Raw genomic sequence first — 26,278 nt, 5'->3', positions numbered from 1 at the left:
CTGCTGTGCGCGACCCGGTGTACGTACTGCTCCGGGCGTGTGCCGCGTGCCGCGAGCCGCGTCCCCGTCAGCCGAGGCGCGGGTCGCGCGGGGGCTGGGAGGGCTGCGGGGGGTGCTGCTGCGGGGCCGGGGGCTGCTGCCAGGGCTGGCCGGGCTGCGGGTAGGGCTGTCCGTAGGGCTGCGGAGGCTGCTGGTACGGGGGCTGGCCCTGGGGCGGCCCGTACGGGGACGGCTGGGCCGGGCCCTGGGGCTGCGGGTGGGGCTGGTGGGGCTGCTGCGGAGCGCCCCAGTGAGTCTGCGCGGCCTGCTGCTGGGCCCGGGAGAAGTCCTCGGCCACCAGCGCGGAGAGGTGGAAGTACGCCTCGCGGGTCTTGGGCCGCAGCATGTCGAGGTCGACCTCGGCGCCGGCCGCGAGGTGCTCGTCGAACGGCACCACGACCACACCGCGGCAGCGGGTCTCGAAGTGCTGCACGATGTCCTCGACCTTGATCATCTTGCTGGTCTCGCGGACCCCCGAGATGACGGTGAGGGAACGCGACACGAGGTCGGCGTAGCCGTGGGCGGAGAGCCAGTCGAGGGTGGTGCTGGCGCTGCTGGCACCGTCCACGGACGGCGTCGAGATGATGATCAGCTGGTCGGCCAGGTCCAGGACGCCGCGCATGGCGGAGTAGAGGAGCCCGGTGCCCGAGTCGGTGAGGATGATCGGGTACTGGCGGCCGAGCGTCTCTATGACGCGGCGGTAGTCCTCGTCGTTGAAGGTCGTCGAGACGGCCGGGTCCACGTCATTGGCGATGATCTCCAGCCCGGAGGGCGCCTGCGAGGTGAAGCGGCGGATGTCCATGTACGAGTTCAGGTAAGGGATCGCCTGGACCAGGTCCCGGATCGTCGCGCCGGTCTCACGGCGGACGCGGCGGCCCAGGGTGCCGGCGTCGGGGTTCGCGTCGATCGCGAGGATCTTGTCCTGACGCTCGGTGGCCAGCGTGGCGCCGAGGGCGGTGGTCGTCGTGGTCTTGCCGACGCCGCCCTTGAGGCTGATGACGGCGATGCGGTAGCAGGACATGACCGGGGTGCGGATCAGCTCCAGCTTGCGCTGGCGCTCCGCTTCGGCCGCCTTGCCGCCGAAGCGGAACCGGCTTCCGACACCGCCGCCGCTGTTGTTGTTCCTGGACTTCTGCTTGGTGCGCAGCAGGCGGTCCGAGGACAGCTCGACGGCGGCCGTGTAGCCGAGCGGCGCCCCGCCGGTGCCCTGCCCCGAGGAGTAGCGGGCGTCGTGCGGGGGCTGCGGCTGGGGCTGCGCGTGCGGGTGCGGGTGCTGGTCGCCGGGCCACTGCGCGGGGGACCGGGGGTCGTGCTGCGGGGCGGGGGCCTGGGCCTGGGACTGCGGCTGGGGCTGCGGCGGGTACGGATACGGGTACGCGTCCTGCGCCGCGAACGTGGGCGGCAGCGACGGAAGCTCCCCGCCGGGGCCCCCGAACGAGTGCTCCGGGCCGGGCTGCGGAACCTCCGCGTGCCCGACCGGAACCCCCGCCCCCGGCGCGGGGGTTCCCCCGAACGGGGTCTCCGCGGGAGCACCCGCGGACCCGGGCGCGGGCGCCGGGACGACGTCCACCGGGGCCGGGACGGCGCCCTGGTACGGGCCGGGTGCGCCGGTCCCGGCCGGGCCGGGTGCGGGGTGCGGCGGTAGGGCGTCCACCGGGGCCGGGACGGCGTCCTGGTACGGGCCGGGTACGGGGCCCACGGCGGAAGTGGGGCCGGGTGCCGGGTACGGGTCGGTCGCCGAAGGCTCGACCGGCGCCGGCTCGACCGGCGCCGGCTCGACCGGCGCCGGAGCCAGGGCTTCGGCGGCGCCGCCGACCGGCACCGCGTCCTGGTACGGCGCGGGGTGGGGCGCGTCCTGGTACGGCGCGGCCTGGACGGGCGCGTCTCCGTACGGCGCGGGCCGGACCGGCGTGTCCGTGACCGGTGCGGCCTGGACCGGCGCGTCCTCGCGGGGCGCCGCCGAGGGCGGCGGGACCGGGGCTCGGTGCGGGTCGGGCGCGGGTACCTCGACCCGCTCCGGAGCCTCCGGCCCGAGACCGGCACCGGGGACGGGAGCCTGTACCCCGTACGGGGCGGGCGCGGGGGTAGGCGTCTCGGCCACCGGCGCCGGTGCGGGAGCCAGTACCTCGGGCGCGGCCGCCGGCACCCGGTACGGGTCCGGGGGCTCGACCGCGGCCGGAGCCCCGGGAGCCGGCACGGGCACGAACGGCGTCACCGGCACAGGCATCGGGGCCGGCCTCGGATCCGCCTCCGGGGCGGAGGGCGCCACCGGCACCGGCGGCGCCACCGGCTGACCGGCGCCGTCCGACGGGGGCCTGGGAGCCGGCGGAGCGATCCGCTGCGCCGGGGCCGCGTCCGCCGGGCGGTGCGGCTCGAAGCCGCTCCCCTCGGGCAGACCCGGTACCGAGGCGGCCGGGGCCGCGTCCTGCGTGTACCAGGCCGGCGGGGTGTAGTCGATGGTGAACTCGCCCGTCAACTCGGGCTCCGCGTCGGACTGATCGTCCGTCGGGACGTCCCACGTCCCGCCGCGCCTCTCGTTCCGATCGCCGCTCACTGGTCCTCCTGATCTGTCGCACACGGTCCGGCGTCCACCTCGACGCCGCGGCCGCGCCCAGCCTAATCGGGCCCCGACACCGGTGTCGGCCTCCCCTACCCTGCCCCACCCGGCACCGCACCCCGCCGCACCGCACGTCGCACACGGTCGCCCGGCGCCCCGCGCCGCCCGCGCCGCACGGCACCGGACCTCACCGGACCACGCGACACCGGACCGCACCGGACCACACGGACCCGGCCGGACCGATCCGAAGGAGACGGAGAGGGTGACGGATATGGCGACGGCGACCGCGACGGCGACCGTGACGGCGACGGAAAGGACGACGAAGGCGTCCTAGTCGATCCGGCGCGCGGCGCCCAGCAGGCCCGTCTCCGCGTCCGTCCCCTGCGTCATCACGAACTGCCGGTCCCGCGGCGTGCACCACAGCGTCACGCCGTCGCCCAGCGTCGGCAGCGAATCCACCGCCGGCCGCGGCAGGTTCATCAGGCGGCCGATCTGCTCCGCCTCGTCCGGCGACACCCGCTGCACGCCCGCCAGCGAGGACTGCTGGAGCAGCCGGGGGGCCGTCGGGCTCAGGTACGGGAGCAGCGTCAGCACCGACTGCCACGGACCGGCCACCACCCGGCCGCGCGGCGGCCGCATCCCGCAGTCGCGGATCACCAGCACCGGGCTGCCGGCCGAGGCGCCCTGCGGCGGCACCCGGCCCACCTCGTGCAGGGTCACGCACTGCTGTCCGCCGCCCGCCTCGCGGGCCAGTCCCGACCACACCGGACCGCGCCCGGTCTCCACCGCCACGCGCGCGCCCGTGGCCGCCGCGCGCAGCGCCAGCACCTGCGCCGTCCAGACACCGCCGATGAGCGTGACCTCGTACGGGGTCGGCCGGTTGATGCCGAGCACCGCGGGCCGCCCCTCGGCGTCCACGCCGATCACGACCCCGTCGTCGCCGACGGGCAGGGCCAGCGCGTCCAGGTCCGCGGCCGGCACCACGTGCCGGGCGCGACGCGGCCCGACCAGTCCGAAACCGCCCCTCATCGCGCCCCTCCCAGCGGCAGCGAAGCCAGCAGGCCCGGTACCTGTTCCCGGTCCAAGCGGACCAGCCCGGCCTTCACTCCCCGCGCAGTCCGCTCCAACTCCCGCCGCGCGGCCACCAGTTCCTCATCGCTGCGTCCCGTCACCCGGACGTGTCCGGTGAGCGTCACGCCCTGCCGGTCCGCCGGGGCCATCGTCAGGCTGAAGTTCGTCGCGAGCGCCGGAATCGAGGTGAGCAGCGCCACGAACTGCGGCAGCGCCGCCGCCCCGGTGCCGCCCAACCGCGGCCAGCGGCCGATCCAGTACGTGGTGTGCCGGCGGTCGTCGCAGCGCCAGGTCCGCGAGGTCTCCTCCGTACGGCGCCCCGTACTGGCGGCGCGGCCCGCCTGCGTGATCGCCATCGGGTTCGCGCACGAGGAGGTGGCCAGCGCGGCCGTCAGCTCCTGCTCGGTCAGCACGGTGGCCGTGAACCCGGCCCCGGCCAGCCGGCTGGCCAGCTGGTCCGCCGCCCGCACCACGCACCGCTGGGCGCCCGCGAGACCGCCGCCGCGCGCGGTGACCGCCTCGGGGCACAGTTCGGGGTCGAGCTTGAGCGCGATCCAGGTCAGCCGCACCGCCGGGGTGCCCGTCCGGGCCTGCAACGGGGCGTAGTTGCGGGTGGCCAGCGACCGGGCCGGCAGGTGCGGCGCGGGCGCCGGCTGGGTGTGCTGCACCAGCTGCGCGGACTCCAGCCGGATGCCGTCCACTTCGAGGATGTCCCGTACGACGCCCAGCGGCAGCGGCCGGGCCGCCCGGTCGGGGCGCAGCGCCGTGGCGTCCGTGTCCACCTGGACGACCGCGGTCAGGAAGGTCCCGTCGCCGATCATGCCGACCGGCCGCCGCTCGCGGTCGCTGAACGTCAGCGTGCGCAGCGCCGGATCGGCCTCGACCAGCGGGGCCAGCCCCGGCTCGGTGCCCGCGGGCACGGCCAGGGAGGCGGCCCGGCGGCGCCGTGTGCGCAGGGCGAGCGCGCCGCCGATCCACTCGGGCAGCGAGCGCTGGTGCCGGCGTACGACGGCGAGCACCACCAGGACGAGCGCCAGCGCACCGGCGGGAACCAGCAGCAGCGGTTCGACCACCCAGGCCGCCAACAGGCCCGCGGCGGCGAGCTGGAGCAGCACGAGCTGTTGCAATCGGAACGGACCGAAGCGCCCGGGGCTCGACTCCGGATGAGGTGTCACCCCGCCGCGTGCGGGCGCTGCCGAGGCCGTCTGCGGTCGCGTCGCGGTGGCCATCACTCGCGCACCTCCCCTTTCCGGGGCAGGACCCCGTGCATTCCGGCGCTGCGCGGCACCCGCCGCACGGCCCGGAACCTCCCCGATCCGCCCCGGCACACCCTGATCGAGCTGTTCCGGAAGTCGCTGGACGGCGGCCCCACCCTACCCGGCCCCTTCGTACGGTCCGTCAGGAGGCATAGTAGGAGCCCGGTCCGACCATCGAGGCCCGGGGACCGCGGTCACCGAACGGGCCGTGCGGGGAGAATCAGGCAGTCATGGCATCACGACGTGATGAGCTCAACGCGTACACCTTCGCGAAGCGGCGCACGGTGGCCGCGTTCCTCCAGCCCTCCGCGACGGGGACCGAGGAGGGCGCGCCGCGCCCGCTGCGCGCGGTCGTCCCGGGGCTGGTCATCGGCGCGCTCATCGTCGCCGGATTCGGCGCCTGGGGCATGTTCAAGCCGACCGCGCCCAAGGGCTGGGCCCAGCCCGGCACCCAGGTCATCGTCGGCAAGCAGTCGACGACCCGCTACGTGGTCCTGACGACCAAGGTCAACGGCAAGGACCAGCCCCGACTGCACCCGGTGCTGAACCTCGCCTCCGCCCGGCTCCTGCTCAACGGGTCGAAGTCCAAGGTGGTCCAGGTCGAGGACAAGGTCCTGGACCAGGGCAAACCGCCGCGAGGCCCCATCATCGGCATCCCGTACGCCCCCGACCGGCTCCCCGCGAAGGAGGACGCCGGCAAGGCCAAGCGCTGGGCGGTCTGCCAGCAGCCCGGCGGCAACGGCCGCGGCGTGCAGACGGCCACGTTCGTCCTCGCGGACCGCGAGGCGCGCGTCCTCGACGACCAGCGCCGGGTCGGCGAGACCCAGTCGCTGTACGTGCAGAGCACCGGGCCGGGCAAGGAGCGCTACCTGGTCGACGCGACGGGGACGAAGTACAGGTTCCCGGAGGGCACCGCGGCCGCCGGGACGATGACCACCGCCCTGGTCGGCACCGGCGCCACCCCGCAGCAGGTCACCGAGGAGTGGCTGAACACCCTCGCCGCCGGCGACGACCTCGCCTTCCCGCAGCTGCCCGCCAAGGCCGGCGCCAACGCCGACGTCACGGGCCTGGCCACCGCGGACAACAAGGTCGGCATGGTGCTCACGGCCCAGACCGGCTCCGGCACGCAGTTCTACGTGGTCCTGCCCGGAAAGGTCGCCCCGGTCTCGGAGTTCGCCGCCTGGCTGCTGATCTCCGCGCCCGAGACCGACGGCCTCAACATGAACGGCAAGGCCCGCGAGATCGACCTCCAGGCCCTCGCCCCGGACGCCGGCCCCTTCGCAGGCGGCGTCCGCTGGCCGCAGCGCAAGCCGGAGCGGGTCAACCAGACCGCACCCGCCGGCGCGGCCCGGCCGAACGCCACCGCCCAGCCGAACGCCACCGCGAACGCCACCGCCCGGCCGGACGCCACCGCCCAGCCGGACGGCGCGGCCCACCGCGACACCGTCTGCGCCGTGCTCCGCGCGGTCGACGGCCAGGGCAACGCGACCCTGAGCACCTGGGCCGGCCCGGCCTTCCCCGTCGACATCACGGCCAGCGGCACCAGCGCGTACGTCACCCCGGGCTCCGGGCTGCTCTACACGCAGGTCCAGGGCCGGCAGACGACGGCCGGCGGCTCCCTCTTCCTCGTCACCGACACCGGACTGCGGTACGCCGTCCAGGCCAACGGCGACAGCGACAGCGAGAAGTCGAAGATCGGCGCGCCGGAGGAGCAGGCCAAGGACGGGGCGGACGTCCGCCCCGAGGCCAGCCAGGCACAGATCCGGCTGGGCTACGGGACGGTCGTTCCGGCGATGGTGCCCATCGCGTGGTCGGAGTTCCTCTCCAAGGGGCCGCGCCTGGACACCAACTCGGCCCGCCAGCCCCAGGGTTCGTGAGGAAGCCGCCATGCCCCTACCGCCGATGCCCCGATCCCCGATGCCCCGACCACCCATGCCGCGAACCGTGATGCCGCCGACCGGGATGTCCCGTCCGCCGAGCTCCCCCGCCGCGTCGTCCCGCCCGCTCGCGGCCCCCGTGGCCCGGTGCGCGCTCCTCGCCGTCTCCCTCGGCCTCGTCGTCCTGTCCGGCACGGCGGCGGCCGCGGCCCCCGCCCCTGGCGCGCCCGCGCCGCAGCACCCGTACGCCCTCGGGCTCAATGGCGCCGGCGAGTGCACCTTCCCCATGAAGAAGCAGATCGAGGACCGGCCCTGGGCCCTCCAGCGGCTGCTCCTGGACGAGCTGTGGGCGCAGACCAAGGGCAAGGACGCGAAGGGCGTCAGCGTCCGCGTCGCGGTCATCGACACCGGAGTCGACCGCGCGAACCCCCAGCTCAGCGGCGCGATCGACGTCAGTGCCGGCCGGGACTTCGTCGAGGTCAAGGGCGCCGACGGCACACCCGCGGGCGACGGCAAGGGCGCCGCCGGAGCATCCGCCGGCGACGGCACCAACGACACCGTCGGCCACGGCACGAAGGTCGCCGGGCTCATCGCCGCCCGCCCCCAGGCGGGCACCGGCTTCGTCGGCCTCGCCCCGGAGGCCACGATCATCCCGATCCGGCAGAACGACGGGCGCGGCCAGGGCAACGCGGCCTCCCTCGCCGCCGCGATCGACCACGCGGTCGCCAAGGGCGCCCAGGTGATCAACATCTCGCAGGACACCGACGCGCCGCTCTCGGCGGACTCCGCCCTCGGCGCCGCGGTCAAGAAGGCCATCGACGCCAAGGTCGTCGTGGTCGCCTCGGCCGGCAACGACGGCATGAGCGGTGAGAAGCGCAAGACCTACCCGGCGGCCTTCCCCGGCGTCCTCGCGGTGGCCTCCTCCGACCGCAACAACGAGCGGGCCGCGTTCTCCCAGCCCGGCGACTTCATCGGCATCGCCGCGCCCGGCGTCGACATGGTCTCCACCGTCCCCGGCTTCGGCCAGTGCATCGACAACGGCACCAGCTTCTCCGCGCCGTACGTCGCCGGCGTCGCCGCCCTGCTGCGCGCCGAGCACCCCGACTGGAGCGTCGAGCAGATCGTCTGGCAGATCCAGAACACCGCCGAACGCGCGGTCAACGGCCGTGACGACTACGTCGGTTGGGGCGTCGTGGACCCCGTGCGCGCCCTCGGGCAGGACCATGAGCCGCCGAAGGCCCCGGTCCCGGACCCCGGCCCGCCGCCGGCCGTCGCCCCGGAGGCGGCGGTGCTCCAGCTCGCCGAGACCCCGCAGGAGCGCGAGGAGCGCCTCGGAACGTACGCCCTCGGGATCGCGGCGGTCCTCATCGCCGTCATCGCGGGCACGGCCACGGTCGTCCGGGAGGCCCGTAACCGCCGTGGCCGTTTGCAGTGAACGGTCACGGTCGTCGACGTAAGCGGCCCACCGGTGTTGGGCAGGTCCGATGAACTGGCTAGAGTGACAACAGGCTTCACGACTGTGATCGGGGGATGCGCGTGAAGCGGAGGGGGACGTCCGGGGTGCGTGGCTGAAGTCCGCGCCGGGGGCTGTCCGCTCCGCCACGCGATCCGCCGGTTCTGCCGGCGAATTGAGAAGTGAGGAGCTTCGGATGAGCAACACTTTCGGACTTGCGGACGATCCCGTCGTCCAGGCGAAGAACAAGATCTCCGAAACGGGCGATGCCGTCACCACCCAGGCCCGCGAGCTGGCCGACATCCTGGCCACCGTGAGCGCCGGCTGGACCGGTGTGGGTGCCTCGGGGTTCATCAGCGCGCAGACGGTGGTCAACGAGGACCACGACCAGATCCGTCAGCTGCTGGGGATCCTGCACAACGCGGTCGCCCAGACCAAGAACCTGAGCAACGCACAGGACGACGACGTGCGCGCCGCGTTCAAGGCCGTCCAGGCCAGCGGCAACACCTCCGGCCTCAACGGCATCTGACCGCTTCGTCCACCGAACAGCCCGCCCAGCCCGAAGGAGATGAACATGGCTGCCACCGACGGCCACACAAAGGTCCAGTACGAGAGCGTCCAGCAGATGGCCAACCGCATCCGCACGGTCTCCAAGAAGATCGTCGACGACCTGGCCGCCATGGACCAGGCCCTGAAGGTCGTCACGGACACCTGGGACGGTGAGGCGCACGCCGCCTACATCCAGCTCCAGAGCAAGTACAAGGGCAAGGCCGAGCACATGAAGACCACGCTCGAGCAGGTCGCCCAGCTCATCGAGCGCGGCAAGGACGACTACCGCTCCACGGACCAGAAGGCCTCGCGCCTGTTCACCGAGGCCTTCTAGAACACGCCCCGGGCCTCGGCGCCGACGTCCGTACGTGCCGAAGGGGCGCGCCCGCACCGGGCGCGCCCCTTCGGCGTCCGCCGGCGCCGCACGCGGCGCCGGCCGCTCACGGCCGGTGCCGCTCCAGGTCGAACTCCCCGTCCCTGGCGCCCAGTACGAACGCCTCCCACTCGGCCGCGGTGTAGCGCAGCACCGTCTCGCGGTCCAGGGAGGAGCGCATCGCCACCGCACCCTCGGGCAGCCGGGCGATCTCGACGCGCTCCTCGTCGGGGCTGGTCCCGGGCGGGCCCTCCCACTCGACGCCGCTGATGTCGAGCGCGTACAGCTCGTCCTTCTCCTGCTGGGTGCCCATGTGCGGCCCTTCCGTCGGTGGAGCGGTCTTCACCGACGATTATCGGTGCCAGGGCGACCAGCGGCGCGTCTTTCCCCGTGATCGGGAGCTCACATCCCGGGCATCCGCCCGAGCTGCACCAGCGACGTGCCCCGCCGCCGCGAGGCGAAGTAGGCGCGGCCCGGCGGCATCGGCCGCGGCCGCACGTTGCCCACGAGGTCGCCCTCGGACGGGTCGCCCGACAGGACGACGCCCTGCGCGCCCAGCTCCTTGATCCGCTGCATGAACGGCTCGTACATCGAGCGCGAGGCGCCCGCCGAGTTGCGGGCGATCACGAAGCGGACGCCCGTGTCCCGGGCGAAGGGCAGGAACTCCACCAGCGGAGCCAGCGGATTGCCCTGGCTCGTCGCCACCAGGTCGAAGTCGTCGATGATGATGAAGACGTCCGGACCGGTCCACCAGCTGCGGTCGCGCAGCTGCTGCGGGGTGACGTCCGTCGGCGGCTGCCGGCGCGAGAACACCCCGCCCAGCGCCTCCATGTGCATCTGCAGCGAGCTCGCCATCGGCGCGTACTCGAGCAGGTGCTCCTCCGGCAGCGCCCCGAGCAGGCTCCGCCGGTAGTCGCCCACGACCAGGCGGGCCTGGTCGGGCGTGTAGCGCTCGGCGATCTGCCGGGCGATGAGCCGCAGCAGGTTCGTCTTGCCCGACTCGCTCTCGCCGAAGACCAGCAGGAACGGATCGGACTCGAAGTCGACGAACACCGGCTCCAGTTCGGTCTCGTCGATGCCGATCGCGATCCCTCGGCCGGCATGCCCGCCGCCCTTGGGCAGCTGGTCGAAGTGGAGCAGGCGCGGCAGCAGCCGGACGCCCGGAGCCGCCTGGCCCGCCCAGTTTCGCTTCACCGCGTCCACGAAGGCGGCCGTGGCCTCCGAGAGGTCCCCCGACTCGTGGGAGCCGTCGATCCGCGGCAGCGCGCCCAGGAAGTGCAGCTTCTCCGCCACCTGACCGCGCCCCGGCATTCCCGCCGGGACGTTCGCCGCGACCTTGCGGTCGAACTCGGAGTCCATGACGTCGCCGAGCCGCAGCTCCAGCCGGCTGAGCATCTGGTCCTTCAGCGCGGCCCGCACCTCCATGTACCGGGCCGCCGTGATCACCACGTGGATGCCGTAGCCCAGGCCGCGGGACGCGATGTCCGTGACGACCTGCTCCAGACCGTCGTACTCACCGCGGAAGTTGCCCCAGCCGTCGACGACCAGGAACACGTCGCCCCACGGCTCGCCGGGCAGGTCGCCCGCGGCCCGGCGGCGCCGGTAGGTGCCGATCGAGTCGATGTTGTTCGAGCGGAAGAACTCCTCGCGGCGGTTGAGGATGCCCCCGACCTCCGCGACCGTGCGCCGCACCCGCTCCGGGTCCAGACGCGAGGCGATGCCGCCCACGTGCGGCAGCTCCGCCACCGACGACAGGCTGCCGCCGCCGAAGTCCAGCCCGTAGAACTGCACCTCGCGCGGGGTGTGCGTCAGCGCGAACGAGGAGATCAGCGTGCGCATCAGCGTCGACTTGCCCGACTGCGGACCGCCGACCACCATCATGTGGCCCGCCGCACCGGAGAAGTCCCGGTACAGCACCTCGCGCCGCTGCTCGAACGGCTTGTCGATCAGGCCGAGCGGCACCACCAGCCCCCCCGGCCGCGTGTACCCCTCCGCGTGCAGCCCGCGCTCCGCGCTCGGGGCCAGCGCCGGCAGCAGCTGGTCCAGCGGCGGCGCCTGGTCCAGCGGCGGCAGCCACACCTGGTGCGCCGGCACGCCCTGCCCCTCCAGCCGGCCCACGATCACGTCCAGCACCGTGTCGGCCAGCGCGTCGTCACCCCGGGAGGACTGCGCCGCCAGGTACGCCGGGTCCGGCGCCGCGTACACCACCGGCACCGGCACCGCCGTGAACAGGGCGGGCCGCCGCTCCACCGGGAACAGCCCCACCGACAGGTCCGGGCCGCCCGAGCGGTAGGTGCCCGAGACGTACGCCGCCTTGAAGCGCGTCATCTCGTCCGTACCGAACTTCAGATAGCCCGAACCGGGCACCGACGGCAGGTGGTAGGCGTCCGGCACGCCGATCGCGGTCCGCGACTCCGCCGCCGAGAAGGTCCGCAGACCGATCCGGTACGACAGGTACGTGTCCAGCCCGCGCAGCTTGCCCTCCTCCAGGCGCTGCGAGGCCAGCAGCAGGTGCACGCCCAGCGAACGGCCGATCCGGCCGATCTGGATGAACATGTCGATGAAGTCCGGCTTCGCCGTCAGCAGCTCGCTGAACTCGTCGATGACCAGCACCAGCGAAGCCAGCGGCTCCAGCGGGGCGCCGGCCGCGCGGGCCTTCTCGTAGTCGTGGATGTTGGCGTAGTTGCCCGCCGAACGCAGCAGCTCCTGCCGGCGCTGGAGTTCGCCGCGGATCGAGTCGCCCATGCGGTCCACGAGCGTCAGGTCGTCCGCCAGGTTGGTGATGACCGCCGCCACGTGCGGCATCTGCCCCATCCCGGTGAAGGTCGCACCGCCCTTGAAGTCGGCGAGGACGAAGTTCAGCGTCTCCGAGGTGTGCGTGACCGCCAGCCCCAGCACCAGCGTGCGCAGCAGCTCCGACTTGCCCGAACCGGTCGCGCCCACGCACAGGCCGTGCGGGCCCATGCCCTCCTGGGCGGCCTCCTTCAGGTCCAGCATGACCGGACCGCCGTCCTCGCCTACCCCGATCGGCACCCGCAGCCGCTCACCCGCCGACCGCGGCCGCCAGGTCCGCGCCACGTCCACCGCGGCCGCGTCGCCCAGGTTCAGCAGGTCCGTGAAGTCCAGGTTCGCCAGCAGCGGCTCGTCATCGTCCCCGCCGCCCGTGCGCAGCGGCGCCAGCTGCCGGCCGAGGGCCTCCGCCGCCGGCAGCGACAGGGTGTCCGGAACACCCTCGTACGCCACCCCCGCGCCCGACTCCAGACGCAGCCGCCCCGGCCGCACCACGACCGACAGCCCGCCCCGCGGCTCGTCCAGCTCGCCCGCGACCACCTCGACGATGGTGACGCCCTGCAGCCCCTCGGCCGCCGCGAACACCGAGTCCGGCGGCACCGACCCGCCGTCCAGCACCAGCACCAGGTGCGGCTGGTCCAGTACGGGCGACACCTCCCGGCTGAACCGCGGCCGCCCCTCCAGCCGGGGGCCCAGCAGCCCCTCGACCTCGCTCAGGTCGTCGCCGAACAGCCGCTTCGTACCGGCCCCGTCGACCTGCCCCGGCACCTGCGCGTGCGGCAGCCACTTCGTCCAGTCCCACGCCGCCACCGCCCCCGGCGCCGCCACCACCGCCACCATCAGGTCCTCGGGGGAGTGCAGCGTCGCCAGCTGCGCCACCAGCGTGCGCGCCGTGCCCCGCGCCGACTCCGGCTCCCCGGACACCGTCACGTGGTAGAACGCCCGGATCGACACCGCCACCGGCAGCCCGTCCAGCGAGGAGTGCACCCTCAGGAAGCGCTGCATCGCACCAGCCGCCAGTGGCTCCAGCTCGTCGACCGGCGCCGTGTCCGGCGCCACCAGCGGCGTGGACAGCCGCTGCGCGCCCAGCCCCAGCCGGGCCTGCCCGAAGTCCGGGTCGCCGACCCGCCGCTCCCACAGCCGCGAACCCTCGGCCACCACCGACCACAACTGCTCCGGCGCCGGGTGCAGGTACAGCTGCGCGTCGCGCTGCGCCCGCGCGGTCCGCCGTACCTGACGGCGCGTCTGCGACAGGTACTTGAGGTAGTCCCGGCGCACGTCCGCCATTTGCCCCTGCGTACCCCTGCGGAAGCGCAGGACCTGCGCGATCACCATCGCGAGCGTCGACACCAGCATCAGCGCGCCCATGATCCGCATCATGGGCATCGCGCCCGGCATGAAGAAGAACACCGCGGAGGAGCCCATGCCGAGCATCGGCAGGAGCTGCATCATCATGCCCTCCTGCTGCCCCCGCGGGAGCTCGGGCGGAGCCTCCAGCCGCAGCTCCTCCGACGGCACTTCGGCCGGCAGGGACCGTGGCGGGCGTTTGACGACGATCTGGCTCACCGGGGCATCAATCCCTTGAAAACGGGCGGGACGTCGCTGCCGGCGCCCCCCAAGTCCCGGGCGTTCGGGGGGCTCCTCCGCCCGGGGTCATCTCCCGGCGGTGGCCGGGGGTGGTGATCCTACTTGCCGACAGTCCGCCGTACGCCCGGTAGGGTGGCGCGCGCAGCATGCGCAACCGCGAATCGACCGCGGCGCGGGCGCCAACCAGGGGGTCACACAGGTGAGTACGGCCGCAACGACGGGCTTCTGCAGGGTCACCGTCGTGGCCCCCGACAGCCGGATCGACGTCGCCCTCCCCGAGGACATCGCCGTCGCCGACGTCTATCCCGAACTGCTGCGCCTCACCGGCCAGACGCAGCCCGTCGGCGCCCCCACCGGCTTCCACCTGGTCCGCCGCTCCGGCACCGTCCTCGACGGCGCCCGCACGCTCGCCGCCCAGCAGGTCCTCGACGGCGAGGTGCTGAGCCTGCGCCCCTTCGCCGACTCCCTGCCGCCCGCCGTCTTCGACGACGTCTCCGACGCCGTGGCCTCCGCCGTCGTCCGCGACCGGCACCGCTGGAGCGACGACATGCTCCGCGGCGCGGGCCTGGCCGGCGCCGCGCTCCTCTTCACCGTGCTCGGCTTCGTCCTCTGGTACGCCGACCCCGTCCGCCACGACATGCACGGCCTGCCCGGCGTCATCGCCGGCTCCACGGGCGTCCTGCTCACCGCCGTGGCCGGCGTCCGCGCCCGGGTCTACCGCGACCGCGGCTCCGCCGTCGCCCTCGGCCTCGCCGCCCTCCCGCACCTGCTGATCGCCGGCTCCGGCATCATCGCCCCCGCCGCCGGCCAGGGCCCCGGCCGGCTCCAGTTCCTCCTGGGCTGCGCCTGCGTCCTGATCGCCTCCGTCGCCCTGGTCGCGCTCACCCCCAGCGGCGACGCCCCCTTCGTCGCGGCCACCTTCGTCGCCGCCACCGGAACCCTCGCCACCTTCGCGGCCATCGCCGCCGAGGCCTCCGCCACCTCCACCGCCGCCGTCTGCGCACCCGCGGCCATCGGGCTCGTCGCCTTCCTCCCCGGCCTCTCCGCCCGCTTCGCCCGGCTGCCGATCGGCTACGCCGCCCCGCGGAGCGCCGCCGAGTACGTCGAGTACAGCGACACCCCGGACCGCCACGAGACCGACCCGTACGGTGACCAGCCCGGCTCCGACCACGACCAGGGCGCCTCCCTTGACGCCGAGCAGATCGCCGCGCAGGCCCGCCGCGGCCACGAGATGCTGCTCGGCCTGGTCGCGGGCTGCGCCGCCGTCGCCGTCGGCGCGGCCGCCGTGCTCGGCTTCTCCGACAACACCTGGGGCCGCCTGCTCGCGCTGGCCACCGGCCTGGCCATGCTGCTGCGCGCCCGCCTCTTCCGCTACACCTCCCAGGTGGTCTGCGCCCTGACCGCGGGCCTCGCCGCCACCGCGCTGCTCGTCCTGGGCCTGGCCCTGAACCCGCCGACCCTCCTCGCCGCCGACCTCACCGTCCGTACCCTCTGGCTCTCCGCCGCCGTGATCGCGGGCGCGGCCCTCCTCGCCGGAATCGCGCTGGTCATTCCCCGCAAGGGTCTGTCACCCTTCTGGGGGCGGCTCCTCGACCTCACCGAGGCCGCGGTCCTGCTCAGCCTGGTGCCCCTGGCCCTCGCGGTGCTCGACGTCTACTCCCGCGTCCGGTCGCTCACCAGCTGAGACGGCGGGATGCGGCAGCCTGGTACGCTGTGTGACGGCCGTTTGTGTACGCGTCCCCCGGACCCTTCACGAGGATCTGTGGACTGCGCTCAGCGGACCCCGCCTCCCGAGTTACGGAAGCTCCCCAGAGATTCAGACCTGGGGCACTCGGTGGCAACGAAGACCTATCACGAGGAGTACGCGTGCCGCTCGACGCCGCTACGAAGAAGCAGATCATCACCGAGTTCGGTGCCAAGGAGGGCGACACCGGCTCCCCCGAGGTCCAGGTCGCGATGCTCTCGCGCCGCATCTCGGACCTGACCGAGCACCTCAAGACGCACAAGCACGACCACCACTCCCGTCGTGGTCTGCTGATCCTGGTCGGCCAGCGCCGCCGTCTGCTGCAGTACCTGGCCAAGAAGGACATCCAGCGCTTCCGCGCCCTGGTCGAGCGCCTCGGCATCCGCCGCGGTGCGGCCGGCGCCAAGTAACACGCCGTGAAGGGAGCGGTTCCCACATCCGGGGGCCGCTCCCTTTGCCGTACGTGCGCAACGGACCGGACCCTTTGTAGTCTGGACACGGACGCACGTGCACGTCCGAGGAAGACGCAGGACGTGCACAACTGAAGAGGAGGAGCGCCCTCCCTACGCCGCCGGTCCTCGGTAGTGGCACCCGGAACGCCCCCACGGGCACCGAACCGGATGCTTCGATCGAAGACCGGCCCGCACGCCAGGAGCGCTTCTCCGCAACCGTCCACCGCCACACGGGCGGCGGACGGAGACGACGAAAATGGAGAAAACGCTAGTGGAGAACGAGACCCACTACGCCGAGGCCGTCATTGACAACGGTTCCTTCGGCACCCGCACCATCCGCTTCGAGACGGGCCGTCTGGCCCGCCAGGCCGCCGGCTCCGCCGTTGCCTACCTGGACGACGACACGATGGTGCTGTCCGCCACCACCGCGTCGAAGAAGCCCAAGGACCAGCTCGACTTCTTCCCCCTCACGGTGGACGTCGAGGAGCGGCAGTACGCGGCCGGCAAGATCCCCGGCTCCTTCTTCCGTCGCGAAGGCCGGCCCTCCGAGGACGCGATCCTCACCTGCCGCCTGATCGACCGCCCGCTGCGCCCCTCCTTCAAGAAGGGCCTGCGCAACGAGATCCAGGTCGTCGCCACGATCATGGCGCTCAACCCGGACCACCTGTACGACGTCGTCGCGATCAACGCCGCGTCCGCGTCCACCCAGCTCGCGGGCCTGCCCTTCTCCGGCCCGATCGGCGGCGTCCGCGTCGCGCTGATCCGCGGCCAGTGGGTCGCCTTCCCGACGCACACCGAGCTCGAGGACGCCGTCTTCGACATGGTCGTCGCCGGTCGCACCCTCGACGACGGTGACGTCGCGATCATGATGGTCGAGGCCGAGGCCACCGAGAAGACCATCGCCCTCGTCAAGGGCGGCGCCGAGGCGCCGACCGAGGAGGTCGTGGCCGCCGGTCTCGACGCCGCGAAGCCGTTCATCAAGGCCCTCTGCAAGGCCCAGGCCGACCTGGCCGCCAAGGCCGCCAAGCCCGAGGGCGAGTTCCCGGTCTTCCTGGACTACCAGGACGACGTGTTCGAGGCCCTCAAGGCCGCGGTCAAGGGCGAGCTCTCCCAGGCGCTGACCATCGCGGGCAAGCAGGACCGCGAGGCCGAGCTGGACCGCGTCAAGGAGATCGCCGCCGAGAAGCTCCTCCCGGCCTTCGAGGGTCGCGAGAAGGAGATCTCCGCCGCCTACCGCAGCCTGACCAAGGCCCTGGTGCGCGAGCGCGTCATCAAGGACAAGGTCCGCATCGACGGCCGCGGGATCACGGACATCCGTACCCTCGCCGCCGAGGTCGAGGCCATCCCGCGCGTGCACGGCTCGGCGCTGTTCGAGCGTGGCGAGACCCAGATCCTGGGCGTCACCACCCTGAACATGCTCCGCATGGAGCAGCAGCTGGACACCCTCTCCCCGGTGACCCGCAAGCGCTACATGCACAACTACAACTTCCCGCCGTACTCCGTCGGCGAGACCGGCCGCGTGGGCTCGCCCAAGCGCCGCGAGATCGGCCACGGCGCGCTCGCCGAGCGCGCCATCGTGCCGGTCCTTCCGACCCGCGAGGAGTTCCCCTACGCGATCCGTCAGGTGTCCGAGGCCCTCAGCTCCAACGGTTCGACGTCCATGGGCTCGGTCTGCGCCTCCACCATGTCGCTGCTGAACGCCGGTGTGCCCCTCAAGGCCCCCGTCGCCGGCATCGCCATGGGCCTGATCTCCCAGGAGATCGACGGCAAGACCCACTACGTCGCCCTCACCGACATCCTCGGTGCGGAGGACGCCTTCGGCGACATGGACTTCAAGGTCGCCGGCACCAAGGAGTTCGTCACCGCGCTCCAGCTGGACACCAAGCTCGACGGCATCCCGGCCTCGGTCCTGGCCGCCGCCCTCACGCAGGCCCGCGACGCCCGCCTCCACATCCTCGACGTGATGATGGAAGCGATCGACACGCCGGACGCCATGTCCCCCTTCGCCCCGCGGATCATCACGGTCAAGATCCCGGTCGACAAGATCGGCGAGGTCATCGGGCCCAAGGGCAAGATGATCAACCAGATCCAGGAGGACACCGGCGCCGAGATCACGATCGAGGACGACGGCACCATCTACATCGGTGCCTCCGACGGTCCGGCCGCCGAGGCCGCCCGTGCCACGATCAACGCGATCGCCAACCCGACCATGCCGGAGGTCGGCGAGCGCTACCTGGGTACGGTCGTCAAGACCACCACCTTCGGTGCCTTCGTCTCCCTGATGCCCGGCAAGGACGGTCTGCTGCACATCTCGCAGATCCGCAAGCTCGCCGGTGGCAAGCGCGTGGAGAACGTCGAGGACGTGCTCGCGGTCGGCACCAAGGTCCAGGTGGAGATCGCCGAGATCGACTCGCGCGGCAAGCTCTCCCTGATCCCCGTGATCGACGGCGAGGCCGCCGGCGACGACGACGCTGACAAGGACGACTCCGACAAGTGATGTCGCGTAGTTCCCGTGTGACGGCCCGCCCCTCTTCGGAGGGGCGGGCCGTCGCCCGTACCCAAACACTGCTCAAGGGGAGCAACGGCATCGGCACCGTCCGGCGCACCGTGCTCCCCGGCGGACTGCGCATCGTCACCGAGACGCTGCCCGCCGTCCGCTCCGCCACCTTCGGCATCTGGGCCCACGTCGGCTCCCGTGACGAGACGCCGACCCTGAACGGCGCCACGCACTACCTGGAGCACCTCCTCTTCAAGGGCACCGAGAAGCGCAGCGCCCTCGACATCTCCGCCGCGATCGACGCGGTCGGCGGCGAGATGAACGCCTTCACGGCGAAGGAGTACACCTGCTACTACGCGCGGGTGCTCGACACGGACCTGCCGCTGGCCGTCGACGTCGTCTGCGACATGCTCACCGGCTCGCTGATCCGCGAGGAGGACGTCGTCGCCGAGCGCGGCGTCATCCTCGAAGAGATCGCGATGACCGAGGACGACCCGGGCGACGTGGTCCACGACCTGTTCGCGCGGACGATGTACGGGGACACCCCGCTGGGCCGCCCCGTCCTCGGCACCGTCGACACGATCAACGCGCTGGGCGCCGACCGGATCCGCCGCTTCTACAAGAAGCACTACGACCCGAGGCACCTCGTCGTCGCGGCCGCCGGCAACGTCGACCACAACAAGCTCGTACGCCAGGTCCGCGCGGCCTTCGAGAAGGCCGGAGCCCTCGGACGCACCGACGCCGAGCCCATCGGCCCCCGCACCGGCACCCGGCGCATCCGCACCGCCGGGCGCGTGGAGCACGTCAACCGCAAGACCGAGCAGGCCCACGTGGTCCTCGGCATGCCGGGCCTCGCCCGCACCGACGAGCGCCGCTGGGCCCTGGGCGTACTGAACACCGCCCTCGGCGGCGGCATGTCCTCCCGCCTCTTCCAGGAGGTCAGGGAGAAGCGCGGCCTCGCCTACAGCGTGTACTCGTACACCTCGGGCTTCGCCGACACCGGCCTCTTCGGCGTGTACGCGGGCTGCCGGCCCGGCCAGGTCCACGACGTCCTGCGGATCTGCCGCGACGAGCTCGACAAGGTCGCCGCGGACGGGCTCGGCGACGAGGAGATCAAGCGGGCCATCGGCCAGCTCTCCGGCTCCACCGTCCTCGGCCTGGAGGACACCGGCGCGATCATGAACCGCATCGGCAAGAGCGAGCTGTGCTGGGGCGACCAGATGTCGGTCGACGACCTGCTGGCCCGGATCGCCGCCGTGACCCCGGACGACGTCCGCTCGGTCGCGCGGGACGTGCTGACCCAGCGGCCCTCGCTCGCGGTGATCGGCCCGCTGAAGGAGAAGCAGGCGGCCCGCCTCGACGAAGCGGTCGCCTAGTTCCGTACGCACACACCTCTGTGCCGACCTGTGAAGGACCCAAGATGAGCAAGCTGCGCGTGGCAGTCCTCGGTGCCCACGGCCGTATCGGCGCCGAGGCGGTCAAGGCGGTCGAGGCCGCCGACGACATGGAGCTGGTGGCCGCACTCGGCCGCGGCGACAAGCTTCAGACGCTGGCCGAGGCCGGCGCCCAGGTCGCGGTCGAGCTGACCACCCCGGCCTCGGTGATGGAGAACCTGGAGTTCCTCGTCCGCCACGGCATCCACGCGGTGGTCGGCACCACCGGCTGGACCGAGGACCGCCTCGCCCAGCTGGACACCTGGCTCGCCGGATCGCCGGAGACCGGGGTGCTCATCGCCCCGAACTTCTCCATCGGCGCCGTCCTGACCATGAAGTTCGCCGCCCAGGCGGCGCGCTACTTCGAGTCCGTCGAGGTCGTCGAGCTGCACCACCCCAACAAGGCCGACGCCCCCTCCGGCACGGCCACCCGCACGGCGCAGCTCATCGCCGCCGCCCGCGCCGAGGCCGGCCTCGGCGCGCAGCCCGACGCCACCGCCACGGCCCTCGACGGTGCCCGCGGCGCCGACGTGGACGGGGTTCCGGTCCACGCCATCCGCCTGCGCGGCCTGCTGGCCCACCAGGAGGTGCTCCTCGGCGGCGAGGGCGAGACGCTGACCATCCGCCACGACTCGCTGCACCACAGCAGCTTCATGCCGGGCATCCTGCTCGGCGCACGCCGCGTCACGGCGACCCCGGGCCTCACCTATGGCCTGGAACACTTCCTCGACCTGGGCTGACGGCACGACTATGCGCGCGAAGATCACGTACTTCCTCACGGCCGCCGTCCTGGTCGTCTACTTCGTCCTGGCCGGCGGCCGGGGCCTGATGCTGATCCGGCACGGCACCTGGCTCACCGTCACCTTCGGGGTGGCCGTGCTGATCCTGCCGGTCATCGGCGTGTGGTTCCTCTGGAAGAACACGCAGTTCGTCACCCGGGCCAACCAGCTCGCGACCGAGCTGGAAGCCGAGGGCGGCCTGCCCGTGGACGAGCTGGAGCGGGACCGGTACGGGCGGATCCTGCGGGACTCCGCCGACGAGGTCTTCGCGCGCCGCAGGGCCGAGACCGAGGACGAGCCGGGGGACTGGCGCAGCTGGTTCCGCCTGGCCGTCGCCTACCGCGACGCCCGCGACACCCCGCGGGCCCGCAAGGCCATGCAGCGGGCGATCGCCCTGCACGCCGGAAGGCCCGTACAGGGCTGATCCCCCGTACGGGCCTCCACAGGCCTTCGTACGCCGCTCCGGCGCGCGTCAGGCGGGCACGGGCCGGTACTCGTCGGCCCACGCCCCGAGCGTGTCGGCGGCCCGGTCGAAGGCCTCCGACCGGGACAGGAAGTCGGCGTTGTGGTCGGTCAGGAGCACCGGCAGCTCCGCACCATCGCGCGCGGCCACCGTCAGGGCCTGCCCCTGCACGGTCCGCGGCAGACCGAGCCAGCGCACCGGCTGCTGCACCGTACGGAACTCGGCGACCTCGCTCCAGGCGATCGTGCGGGTCCCGAAGAAACCGATCCGGCGCAGTCCCGTACGGCTCACCCATACGCCCGTACGCAGCAGTTGCAGCGCCGAGCCGACCACGCAGAGCGCGGCGGCGAGACAGACGGCCGCCCCGCCCCAGGTGCCCGCGAAGGCGACGATCATCGTGGCCAGCAGCATGAAGGCGGAGAGCAGGAGCAGCAGCGCGGCGATGGCCACCCGCCAGGGACCGGGCCGGTACGGCCGCCGCCAGCGGTCGTGGTCGGCGTGGGGGAGTACGTCGTCGCTCTCCTCGTCCGCGTCGAACACGCCGTCGGCCGTCAGGAAGGGCAGGGGCACGGCTGTACCTCACTCACATGCACGTTCGGTTGGGCTGTGCCCGTGAGGCTACCGCCCCTCGGACGCCTCCGACCGCTGCGACTTCTCGGGTGCCTTGCTCGGCTGCAGTGCGGGCATACCGAAGAGCAGCGAGCCGGCGAGCCCTGCCACCACGGTCAGCCCGACCAGACTACGGGCGGCCATCTGGGTCTTGCTCAGACTCTCGCGCGGCGGCGGAGTGACATTGCTGCGGAAACGGTCGGCCTCGGCGACGAAGGCGAACGGGACGGGTTCGCGCCGGCGGAACATGGGAGCGGCTCTCCTCGCTATCGGGCCCGGAACGGGGCGGCGGGTGGATGCGCGTGCTACCCGTTATGACGTCCGAAGCGCCCGATCGGTGCCGGAATCCGGCACATTAACCAAACTTTATGGCGCCGCGTCAGTTCGTCCGGGTCCCCTCCCGTGCGCGTGCGCGTGGGCGGCGCGGGCGGCGACGTAGAGTGGGCGCGCCCCAGGACGCACGTTTGGAAGGACCCCGGTGAGCGACACCGCCGCTTCAGATCTGAAACCCAGCTTCCGCAGCGATGTGACGGTGGAGCTGGTGAAGCACTCCGCCGCCGACTCCGACGTGCTGTGGGCCGCCCGGGTCTCCACGGCCGGCGAGCAGTCCCTGGAGGAGCTCCAGAAGGACCCGGAGCGCTCCAAGGGCCTGATCAACTACCTGATGCGCGACCGCCACGGCAGCCCCTTCGAGCACAACTCGATGACCTTCTTCATCAGCGCCCCGATCTTCGTGTTCCGCGAGTTCATGCGCCACCGCGTGGGCTGGTCCTACAACGAGGAGTCGGGCCGCTACCGGAACCTCGAGCCGGTCTTCTACGTCCCCGACGCCGAGCGCAAGCTCGTCCAGGAGGGCCGCCCGGGCAAGTACGTCTTCGTCGAGGGCACCCGGGCGCAGCAGGAGCTGACCGGCCGCGTCATGGAGGACTCCTACCTCCAGGCCTACCAGGCGTACCAGGAGATGCTCGACGCGGGCGTGGCCCGGGAGGTTGCCCGTTCGGTCCTGCCGGTCGGTCTTTTCTCCTCGATGTACGCCACGTGCAACGCCCGCTCGCTGATGCACTTCCTCGGTCTCCGTACGCAGCACGAGCTCGCGGCCGTGCCTTCCTTCCCGCAGCGGGAGATCGAGATGGTCGGCGAGAAGATGGAGCAGCACTGGGCGCGGCTCATGCCGCTCACGTACTCGGCCTTCAACGGCAACGGTCGCGTTGCCCCGTAAGGGCCGGTACACCCGCGACGTACAGATGTGCGGACTCAAGTCCCAAGTGTCCGTATTGCGGCGTTTCGGGAAGTTCATCTAGGCTGATCAAACGGACCCGGCACTGCCTGAACCCCCGAGCAGGCAGTGCCGGCGTCCAACACCCCGTTGACGTCCCCCGAGGGGACACCACGAGCGTGGCAGCGAGTAGCGTGTTACCCATGGCTCCGATCTCGACTCCGCAGACCCCCTTCGGGCGGGTCCTCACCGCCATGATCACGCCGTTCACGGCGGATGGCGCACTCGACCTCGACGGCGCGCAGCGGCTCGCCGCCCACCTGGTCGACGCAGGCAACGACGGCCTGATCGTCAACGGCACCACCGGTGAGTCGCCGACCACCACCGACGCGGAGAAAAACGACCTCGTACGAGCCGTCCTCGAAGCCGTCGGAGACCGCGCCCACGTGGTCGCCGGCATCGGTACGAACGACACCCGGCACACCCTGGAGCTGGCCCGCGAGGCCGAGCGCACGGGCGCCCACGGCCTCCTCGCCGTCACCCCGTACTACAGCAAGCCGCCGCAGGAAGGCCTCTTCCGGCACTTCACGGCGATCGCCGACGCGACCGGCCTGCCGGTCATGCTCTACGACATCCCCGGCCGCAGCGGTGTCCCCATCGACACCGAAACCCTGGTCCGGCTCGGCGAGCACCCCCGCATCGTGGCCAACAAGGACGCCAAGGGCGACCTGGGCCTCGCCAGCTGGGCCATCGCGCGCAGCGGCCTGGCCTGGTACTCCGGCGACGACATGCTGAACCTGCCCCTCCTGTCCATCGGCGGGGTCGGCTTCGTGTCCGTGGTCAGCCACGTGGTCACACCCGAGCTGCGCGCCATGCTGGAGGCCCACCTGGGCGGAGACGTCCAGAAGGCAGCCGAGATCCACCAGAAGCTGCTCCCGGTCTTCACCGGCATGTTCCGCACCCAGGGCGTGATGACCACCAAGGCCGCGCTGGGCCTGCAGGGCCTGCCCGCCGGCCCGCTGCGGCTCCCCCTGGTCGAGCTGACCGCCGAAGAGACGGCACGGCTGGCGCTCGACCTCGCCGCCGGCGGGGTACAGCTCTGACAACAGACTTCACAACTGAATAAGCACGACCCACACAGACAACAGCAAGTGCACGAATGACATGCGCGCCACGTGCCTTCCGAGGTACGTGGCGCGTGTGGTGAGGAGAGACTTTTGAGCCATCCGCATCCTGAACTCGGCCTGCCGCCGAAGCTTCCCAAGGGCGCCCTCCGGGTCACCCCCCTGGGCGGGCTCGGCGAGATCGGTCGCAACATGACCGTCTTCGAGTTCGACGGCCGTCTGCTGATCGTCGACTGCGGCGTCCTCTTCCCCGAGGAGGAGCAGCCGGGCATCGACCTGATCCTTCCGGACTTCTCGTCCATCCGGGACCGGCTGGACGACATCGAGGGCATCGTGCTCACGCACGGCCACGAGGACCACATCGGCGCCGTCCCCTACCTCCTCCGGGAGAAGCCGGACATTCCGCTGATCGGCTCCAAGCTGACGCTGGCCCTCATCGAGGCGAAGCTCCAGGAGCACCGCATCCGCCCCTACACCCTCGAGGTGAAGGAAGGCGAGCGCGAGAACCTCGGCCCCTTCGACTGCGAGTTCATCGCCGTCAACCACTCCATCCCCGACGCCCTGGCCGTCGCGATCCGGACCCCCGCGGGCCTGGTCGTCGCCACCGGCGACTTCAAGATGGACCAGCTCCCGCTGGACAACCGCCTCACCGACCTGCACGCGTTCGCGCGCCTGAGCGAAGAGGGCATCGACCTTCTCCTCTCGGACTCGACGAACGCCGAGGTCCCGGGCTTCGTCCCGCCCGAGCGTGAGATCTCGAACGTCCTGCGCACGGTCTTCGCGAACGCCCACAGCCGGATCATCGTGGCCAGCTTCGCCAGCCACGTGCACCGCATCCAGCAGATCCTGGACGCCGCTCACGAGTACGGCCGCAGGGTCGCCTTCGTCGGCCGCTCGATGGTCCGCAACATGGGCATCGCCCGTGACCTGGGCTACCTCAAGGTCCCGCCGGGCCTCGTCGTGGACGTCAAGACCCTCGACGACCTGCCGGCCCACGAGGTCGTCCTCGTCTGCACGGGTTCCCAGGGCGAGCCGATGGCGGCCCTGTCCCGCATGGCCAACCGCGACCACCAGATCCGGATCGTCCCCGGCGACACGGTGATCCTGGCGTCGTCCCTGATCCCGGGCAACGAGAACGCGGTTTACCGCGTGATCAACGGGCTGACCCGCTGGGGCGCCAACGTCGTGCACAAGGGCAACGCCAAGGTGCACGTCTCCGGCCACGCCTCCGCCGGCGAGCTGCTGTACTTCTACAACATCTGCAAGCCGCGGAACCTGATGCCGGTCCACGGCGAATGGCGCCACCTGCGCGCCAACGCCGAGCTCGGCGCCCTGACCGGCGTCCCGAAGGACCGCATCGTCATCGCGGAGGACGGCGTCGTCGTCGACCTCATCGACGGCAAGGCCCGCATCTCGGGCAAGGTCCAGGCCGGCTACGTGTACGTGGACGGCCTCTCGGTCGGCGATGTCACCGAGGCCTCGCTCAAGGACCGCAGGATCCTCGGCGACGAGGGCATCATCTCGGTCTACGTCGTGGTGGACAGCACCACGGGCAAGATCGTCAGCGGCCCGAACATCCAGGCCCGAGGCTCCGGCATCGACGACGGGGCCTTCGGCCCGGTCGTCGCGAAGATCGGGGAGTCGATCGCCCGCGCCGCCGCCGACGGTGTGGCCGAGCCCCACCAGATCCAGCAGCTCATTCGCCGGACCATGGGCAAGTGGGTCTCGGACAGCTACCGCCGCCGCCCGATGATCCTTCCGGTCGTCGTCGAGGTCTGACCTCCGCCGTAGCGACCCCACGGGAGCGGGGCAACCGGATTTGCGTCCGGGGGCCCCGCTCCAGTACGTTTACCTCTCCACCTCGCACGGCACTCGGGCACACATGTGTGCCTGTACGCCCGCGGGCGGGTGGGATCAACTGCCCAGGGAGACCTGATAAAGTCTGGTCCACCCGAAAGGGAAAGGCCCTCCGCAGGCCGCCGGAATTCAAATCCAGTCGACAGTGACACGGAAATGAATCTGGTAGAGTCGGAATCGCCGGAAAGGAAAGCGCGAAAGCGAATACCTGGAAAGCGCCGAGGAAGTCAGGCCCGAGAGAGTCTGATAGAGTCGGAAACGCAAGAACAGAACGAAAGCCCGGAGGAAAGCCCGAGAGGGTGAGTACAAAGGAAGCGTCCGTTCCTTGAGAACTCAACAGCGTGCCAAAAATCAACGCCAGAAGTTGATACCCCGTCCATTTCGGTGGATGAGGTTCCTTTGAAAAAGTCCTGTGGGGCTCCGGATTTCCGGTGTGCTTGCAGGCAATTACACAGCGAGGACGTTGTGGACGATCGGTCTTATTCCGACTTGATTGTCCCGCTCTAAGTGTGTGTGCACCCGATTACGGGTAAACATTCATGGAGAGTTTGA

20 protein-coding genes are annotated in these 26,278 nt (G+C 72.0%); 13 read left to right on the top strand and 7 right to left on the bottom strand.

From position 1 onward, the window contains the following. Positions 1–67 precede the first annotated feature (67 nt). The 3 genes from OTB16_RS00100 to eccE form a co-directional block, all read right to left on the bottom strand. Entirely contained in the window at positions 68–2,593 is a 2,526-nt protein-coding gene (locus tag OTB16_RS00100; protein ID WP_267717476.1) for an SCO5717 family growth-regulating ATPase, read from the bottom strand. A 333-nt stretch (positions 2,594–2,926) separates the two neighbouring features. Beyond that, positions 2,927–3,625, bottom strand: coding sequence for a hypothetical protein (locus OTB16_RS00095; protein ID WP_267717475.1), 699 nt, complete (start codon positions 3,623–3,625; stop codon positions 2,927–2,929). Next, positions 3,622–4,896 carry a type VII secretion protein EccE gene (gene eccE / locus OTB16_RS00090; RefSeq protein WP_267717474.1) on the bottom strand — a complete coding sequence of 425 codons (1,275 nt, stop codon included), beginning with the start codon at positions 4,894–4,896 and terminating at the stop codon, positions 3,622–3,624. The genes OTB16_RS00095 and eccE overlap by 4 nt, the downstream gene beginning before the upstream one ends. Before the next feature lie 257 nt (positions 4,897–5,153). On the opposite strand from eccE, the gene eccB reads away from it, so the two are divergent. From eccB to OTB16_RS00070, 4 genes are all read left to right on the top strand, one after another. Beyond that, positions 5,154–6,800, top strand: a complete 1,647-nt coding sequence (gene eccB / locus OTB16_RS00085) for a type VII secretion protein EccB (RefSeq protein WP_267717473.1) — start codon at positions 5,154–5,156, stop codon at positions 6,798–6,800. 85 nt (positions 6,801–6,885) lie between these two features. Further along, positions 6,886–8,235, top strand: a complete 1,350-nt coding sequence (gene mycP / locus OTB16_RS00080) for a type VII secretion-associated serine protease mycosin (protein WP_420717603.1) — start codon at positions 6,886–6,888, stop codon at positions 8,233–8,235. A 214-nt stretch (positions 8,236–8,449) separates the two neighbouring features. Beyond that, positions 8,450–8,782: a hypothetical protein gene (locus tag OTB16_RS00075; RefSeq protein ID WP_267717471.1), complete on the top strand. Its 333-nt coding sequence runs from the start codon at positions 8,450–8,452 to the stop codon at positions 8,780–8,782. A gap of 45 nt (positions 8,783–8,827) precedes the next feature. Beyond that, positions 8,828–9,136, top strand: a complete 309-nt coding sequence (locus OTB16_RS00070) for a WXG100 family type VII secretion target (protein ID WP_267717470.1) — start codon at positions 8,828–8,830, stop codon at positions 9,134–9,136. A 106-nt stretch (positions 9,137–9,242) separates the two neighbouring features. On the opposite strand, the gene OTB16_RS00065 is transcribed toward OTB16_RS00070, so the two are convergent. Then, entirely contained in the window at positions 9,243–9,488 is a 246-nt protein-coding gene (locus tag OTB16_RS00065) for a DUF397 domain-containing protein (RefSeq protein WP_150517554.1), read from the bottom strand. Between the two features lie 89 nt (positions 9,489–9,577). After that, positions 9,578–13,531, bottom strand: a complete 3,954-nt coding sequence (gene eccCa, locus OTB16_RS00060) for a type VII secretion protein EccCa (RefSeq protein WP_267717469.1) — start codon at positions 13,529–13,531, stop codon at positions 9,578–9,580. A gap of 220 nt (positions 13,532–13,751) precedes the next feature. On the opposite strand from eccCa, the gene eccD reads away from it, so the two are divergent. The 6 genes from eccD to OTB16_RS00030 all read left to right on the top strand — a co-directional run bounded on the left by eccD (position 13,752) and on the right by OTB16_RS00030 (position 20,881). Then, a complete protein-coding gene (gene eccD / locus OTB16_RS00055; protein WP_267717468.1) occupies positions 13,752–15,236 on the top strand; it encodes a type VII secretion integral membrane protein EccD in 1,485 nt (494 codons plus the stop codon). A 182-nt stretch (positions 15,237–15,418) separates the two neighbouring features. Continuing rightward, positions 15,419–15,706, top strand: coding sequence for a 30S ribosomal protein S15 (gene rpsO, locus OTB16_RS00050; RefSeq protein WP_030718724.1), 288 nt, complete (start codon positions 15,419–15,421; stop codon positions 15,704–15,706). Positions 15,707–16,019: 313 nt separating this feature from the next. Continuing rightward, positions 16,020–18,245, top strand: coding sequence for a polyribonucleotide nucleotidyltransferase (locus OTB16_RS00045; protein ID WP_267718353.1), 2,226 nt, complete (start codon positions 16,020–16,022; stop codon positions 18,243–18,245). Continuing rightward, positions 18,242–19,621: a M16 family metallopeptidase gene (locus OTB16_RS00040; RefSeq protein WP_267717467.1), complete on the top strand. Its 1,380-nt coding sequence runs from the start codon at positions 18,242–18,244 to the stop codon at positions 19,619–19,621. The genes OTB16_RS00045 and OTB16_RS00040 overlap by 4 nt, the downstream gene beginning before the upstream one ends. Before the next feature lie 44 nt (positions 19,622–19,665). After that, on the top strand, positions 19,666–20,418 hold the full coding sequence (dapB, locus tag OTB16_RS00035; protein WP_267717466.1) for a 4-hydroxy-tetrahydrodipicolinate reductase: 753 nt from the start codon (positions 19,666–19,668) through the stop codon (positions 20,416–20,418). A 10-nt stretch (positions 20,419–20,428) separates the two neighbouring features. Then, positions 20,429–20,881, top strand: a complete 453-nt coding sequence (locus OTB16_RS00030) for a tetratricopeptide repeat protein (protein WP_267717465.1) — start codon at positions 20,429–20,431, stop codon at positions 20,879–20,881. A 48-nt stretch (positions 20,882–20,929) separates the two neighbouring features. Here the strand turns inward: OTB16_RS00030 and OTB16_RS00025 are convergent, their stop codons facing one another. Together OTB16_RS00025 and OTB16_RS00020 are read right to left on the bottom strand one after the other, a co-directional pair. Then, positions 20,930–21,490 carry a PH domain-containing protein gene (locus tag OTB16_RS00025; protein ID WP_267717464.1) on the bottom strand — a complete coding sequence of 187 codons (561 nt, stop codon included), beginning with the start codon at positions 21,488–21,490 and terminating at the stop codon, positions 20,930–20,932. A gap of 48 nt (positions 21,491–21,538) precedes the next feature. Continuing rightward, a complete protein-coding gene (locus OTB16_RS00020) occupies positions 21,539–21,778 on the bottom strand; it encodes a hypothetical protein (RefSeq protein WP_267717463.1) in 240 nt (79 codons plus the stop codon). A gap of 229 nt (positions 21,779–22,007) precedes the next feature. Here OTB16_RS00020 and thyX point away from each other — a divergent pair, with 229 nt between their 5' ends. The 3 genes from thyX to OTB16_RS00005 all read left to right on the top strand — a co-directional run bounded on the left by thyX (position 22,008) and on the right by OTB16_RS00005 (position 25,648). Further along, positions 22,008–22,748: an FAD-dependent thymidylate synthase gene (gene thyX / locus OTB16_RS00015; protein ID WP_267717462.1), complete on the top strand. Its 741-nt coding sequence runs from the start codon at positions 22,008–22,010 to the stop codon at positions 22,746–22,748. Positions 22,749–22,948: 200 nt separating this feature from the next. Beyond that, entirely contained in the window at positions 22,949–23,848 is a 900-nt protein-coding gene (dapA, locus tag OTB16_RS00010; protein WP_267717461.1) for a 4-hydroxy-tetrahydrodipicolinate synthase, read from the top strand. A gap of 114 nt (positions 23,849–23,962) precedes the next feature. After that, positions 23,963–25,648: a ribonuclease J gene (locus tag OTB16_RS00005; RefSeq protein WP_267717460.1), complete on the top strand. Its 1,686-nt coding sequence runs from the start codon at positions 23,963–23,965 to the stop codon at positions 25,646–25,648. The last annotated feature ends 630 nt before the right edge of the window (positions 25,649–26,278 follow it).

It is taken from the genome of Streptomyces antarcticus, from assembly GCF_026627255.1.
GTDB classification, from domain to species: Bacteria; Actinomycetota; Actinomycetes; order Streptomycetales; family Streptomycetaceae; genus Streptomyces; species Streptomyces antarcticus.
Note: the sequence above shows the minus strand (reverse complement) of the source record. Positions and strands in the feature narration are given on the sequence as shown.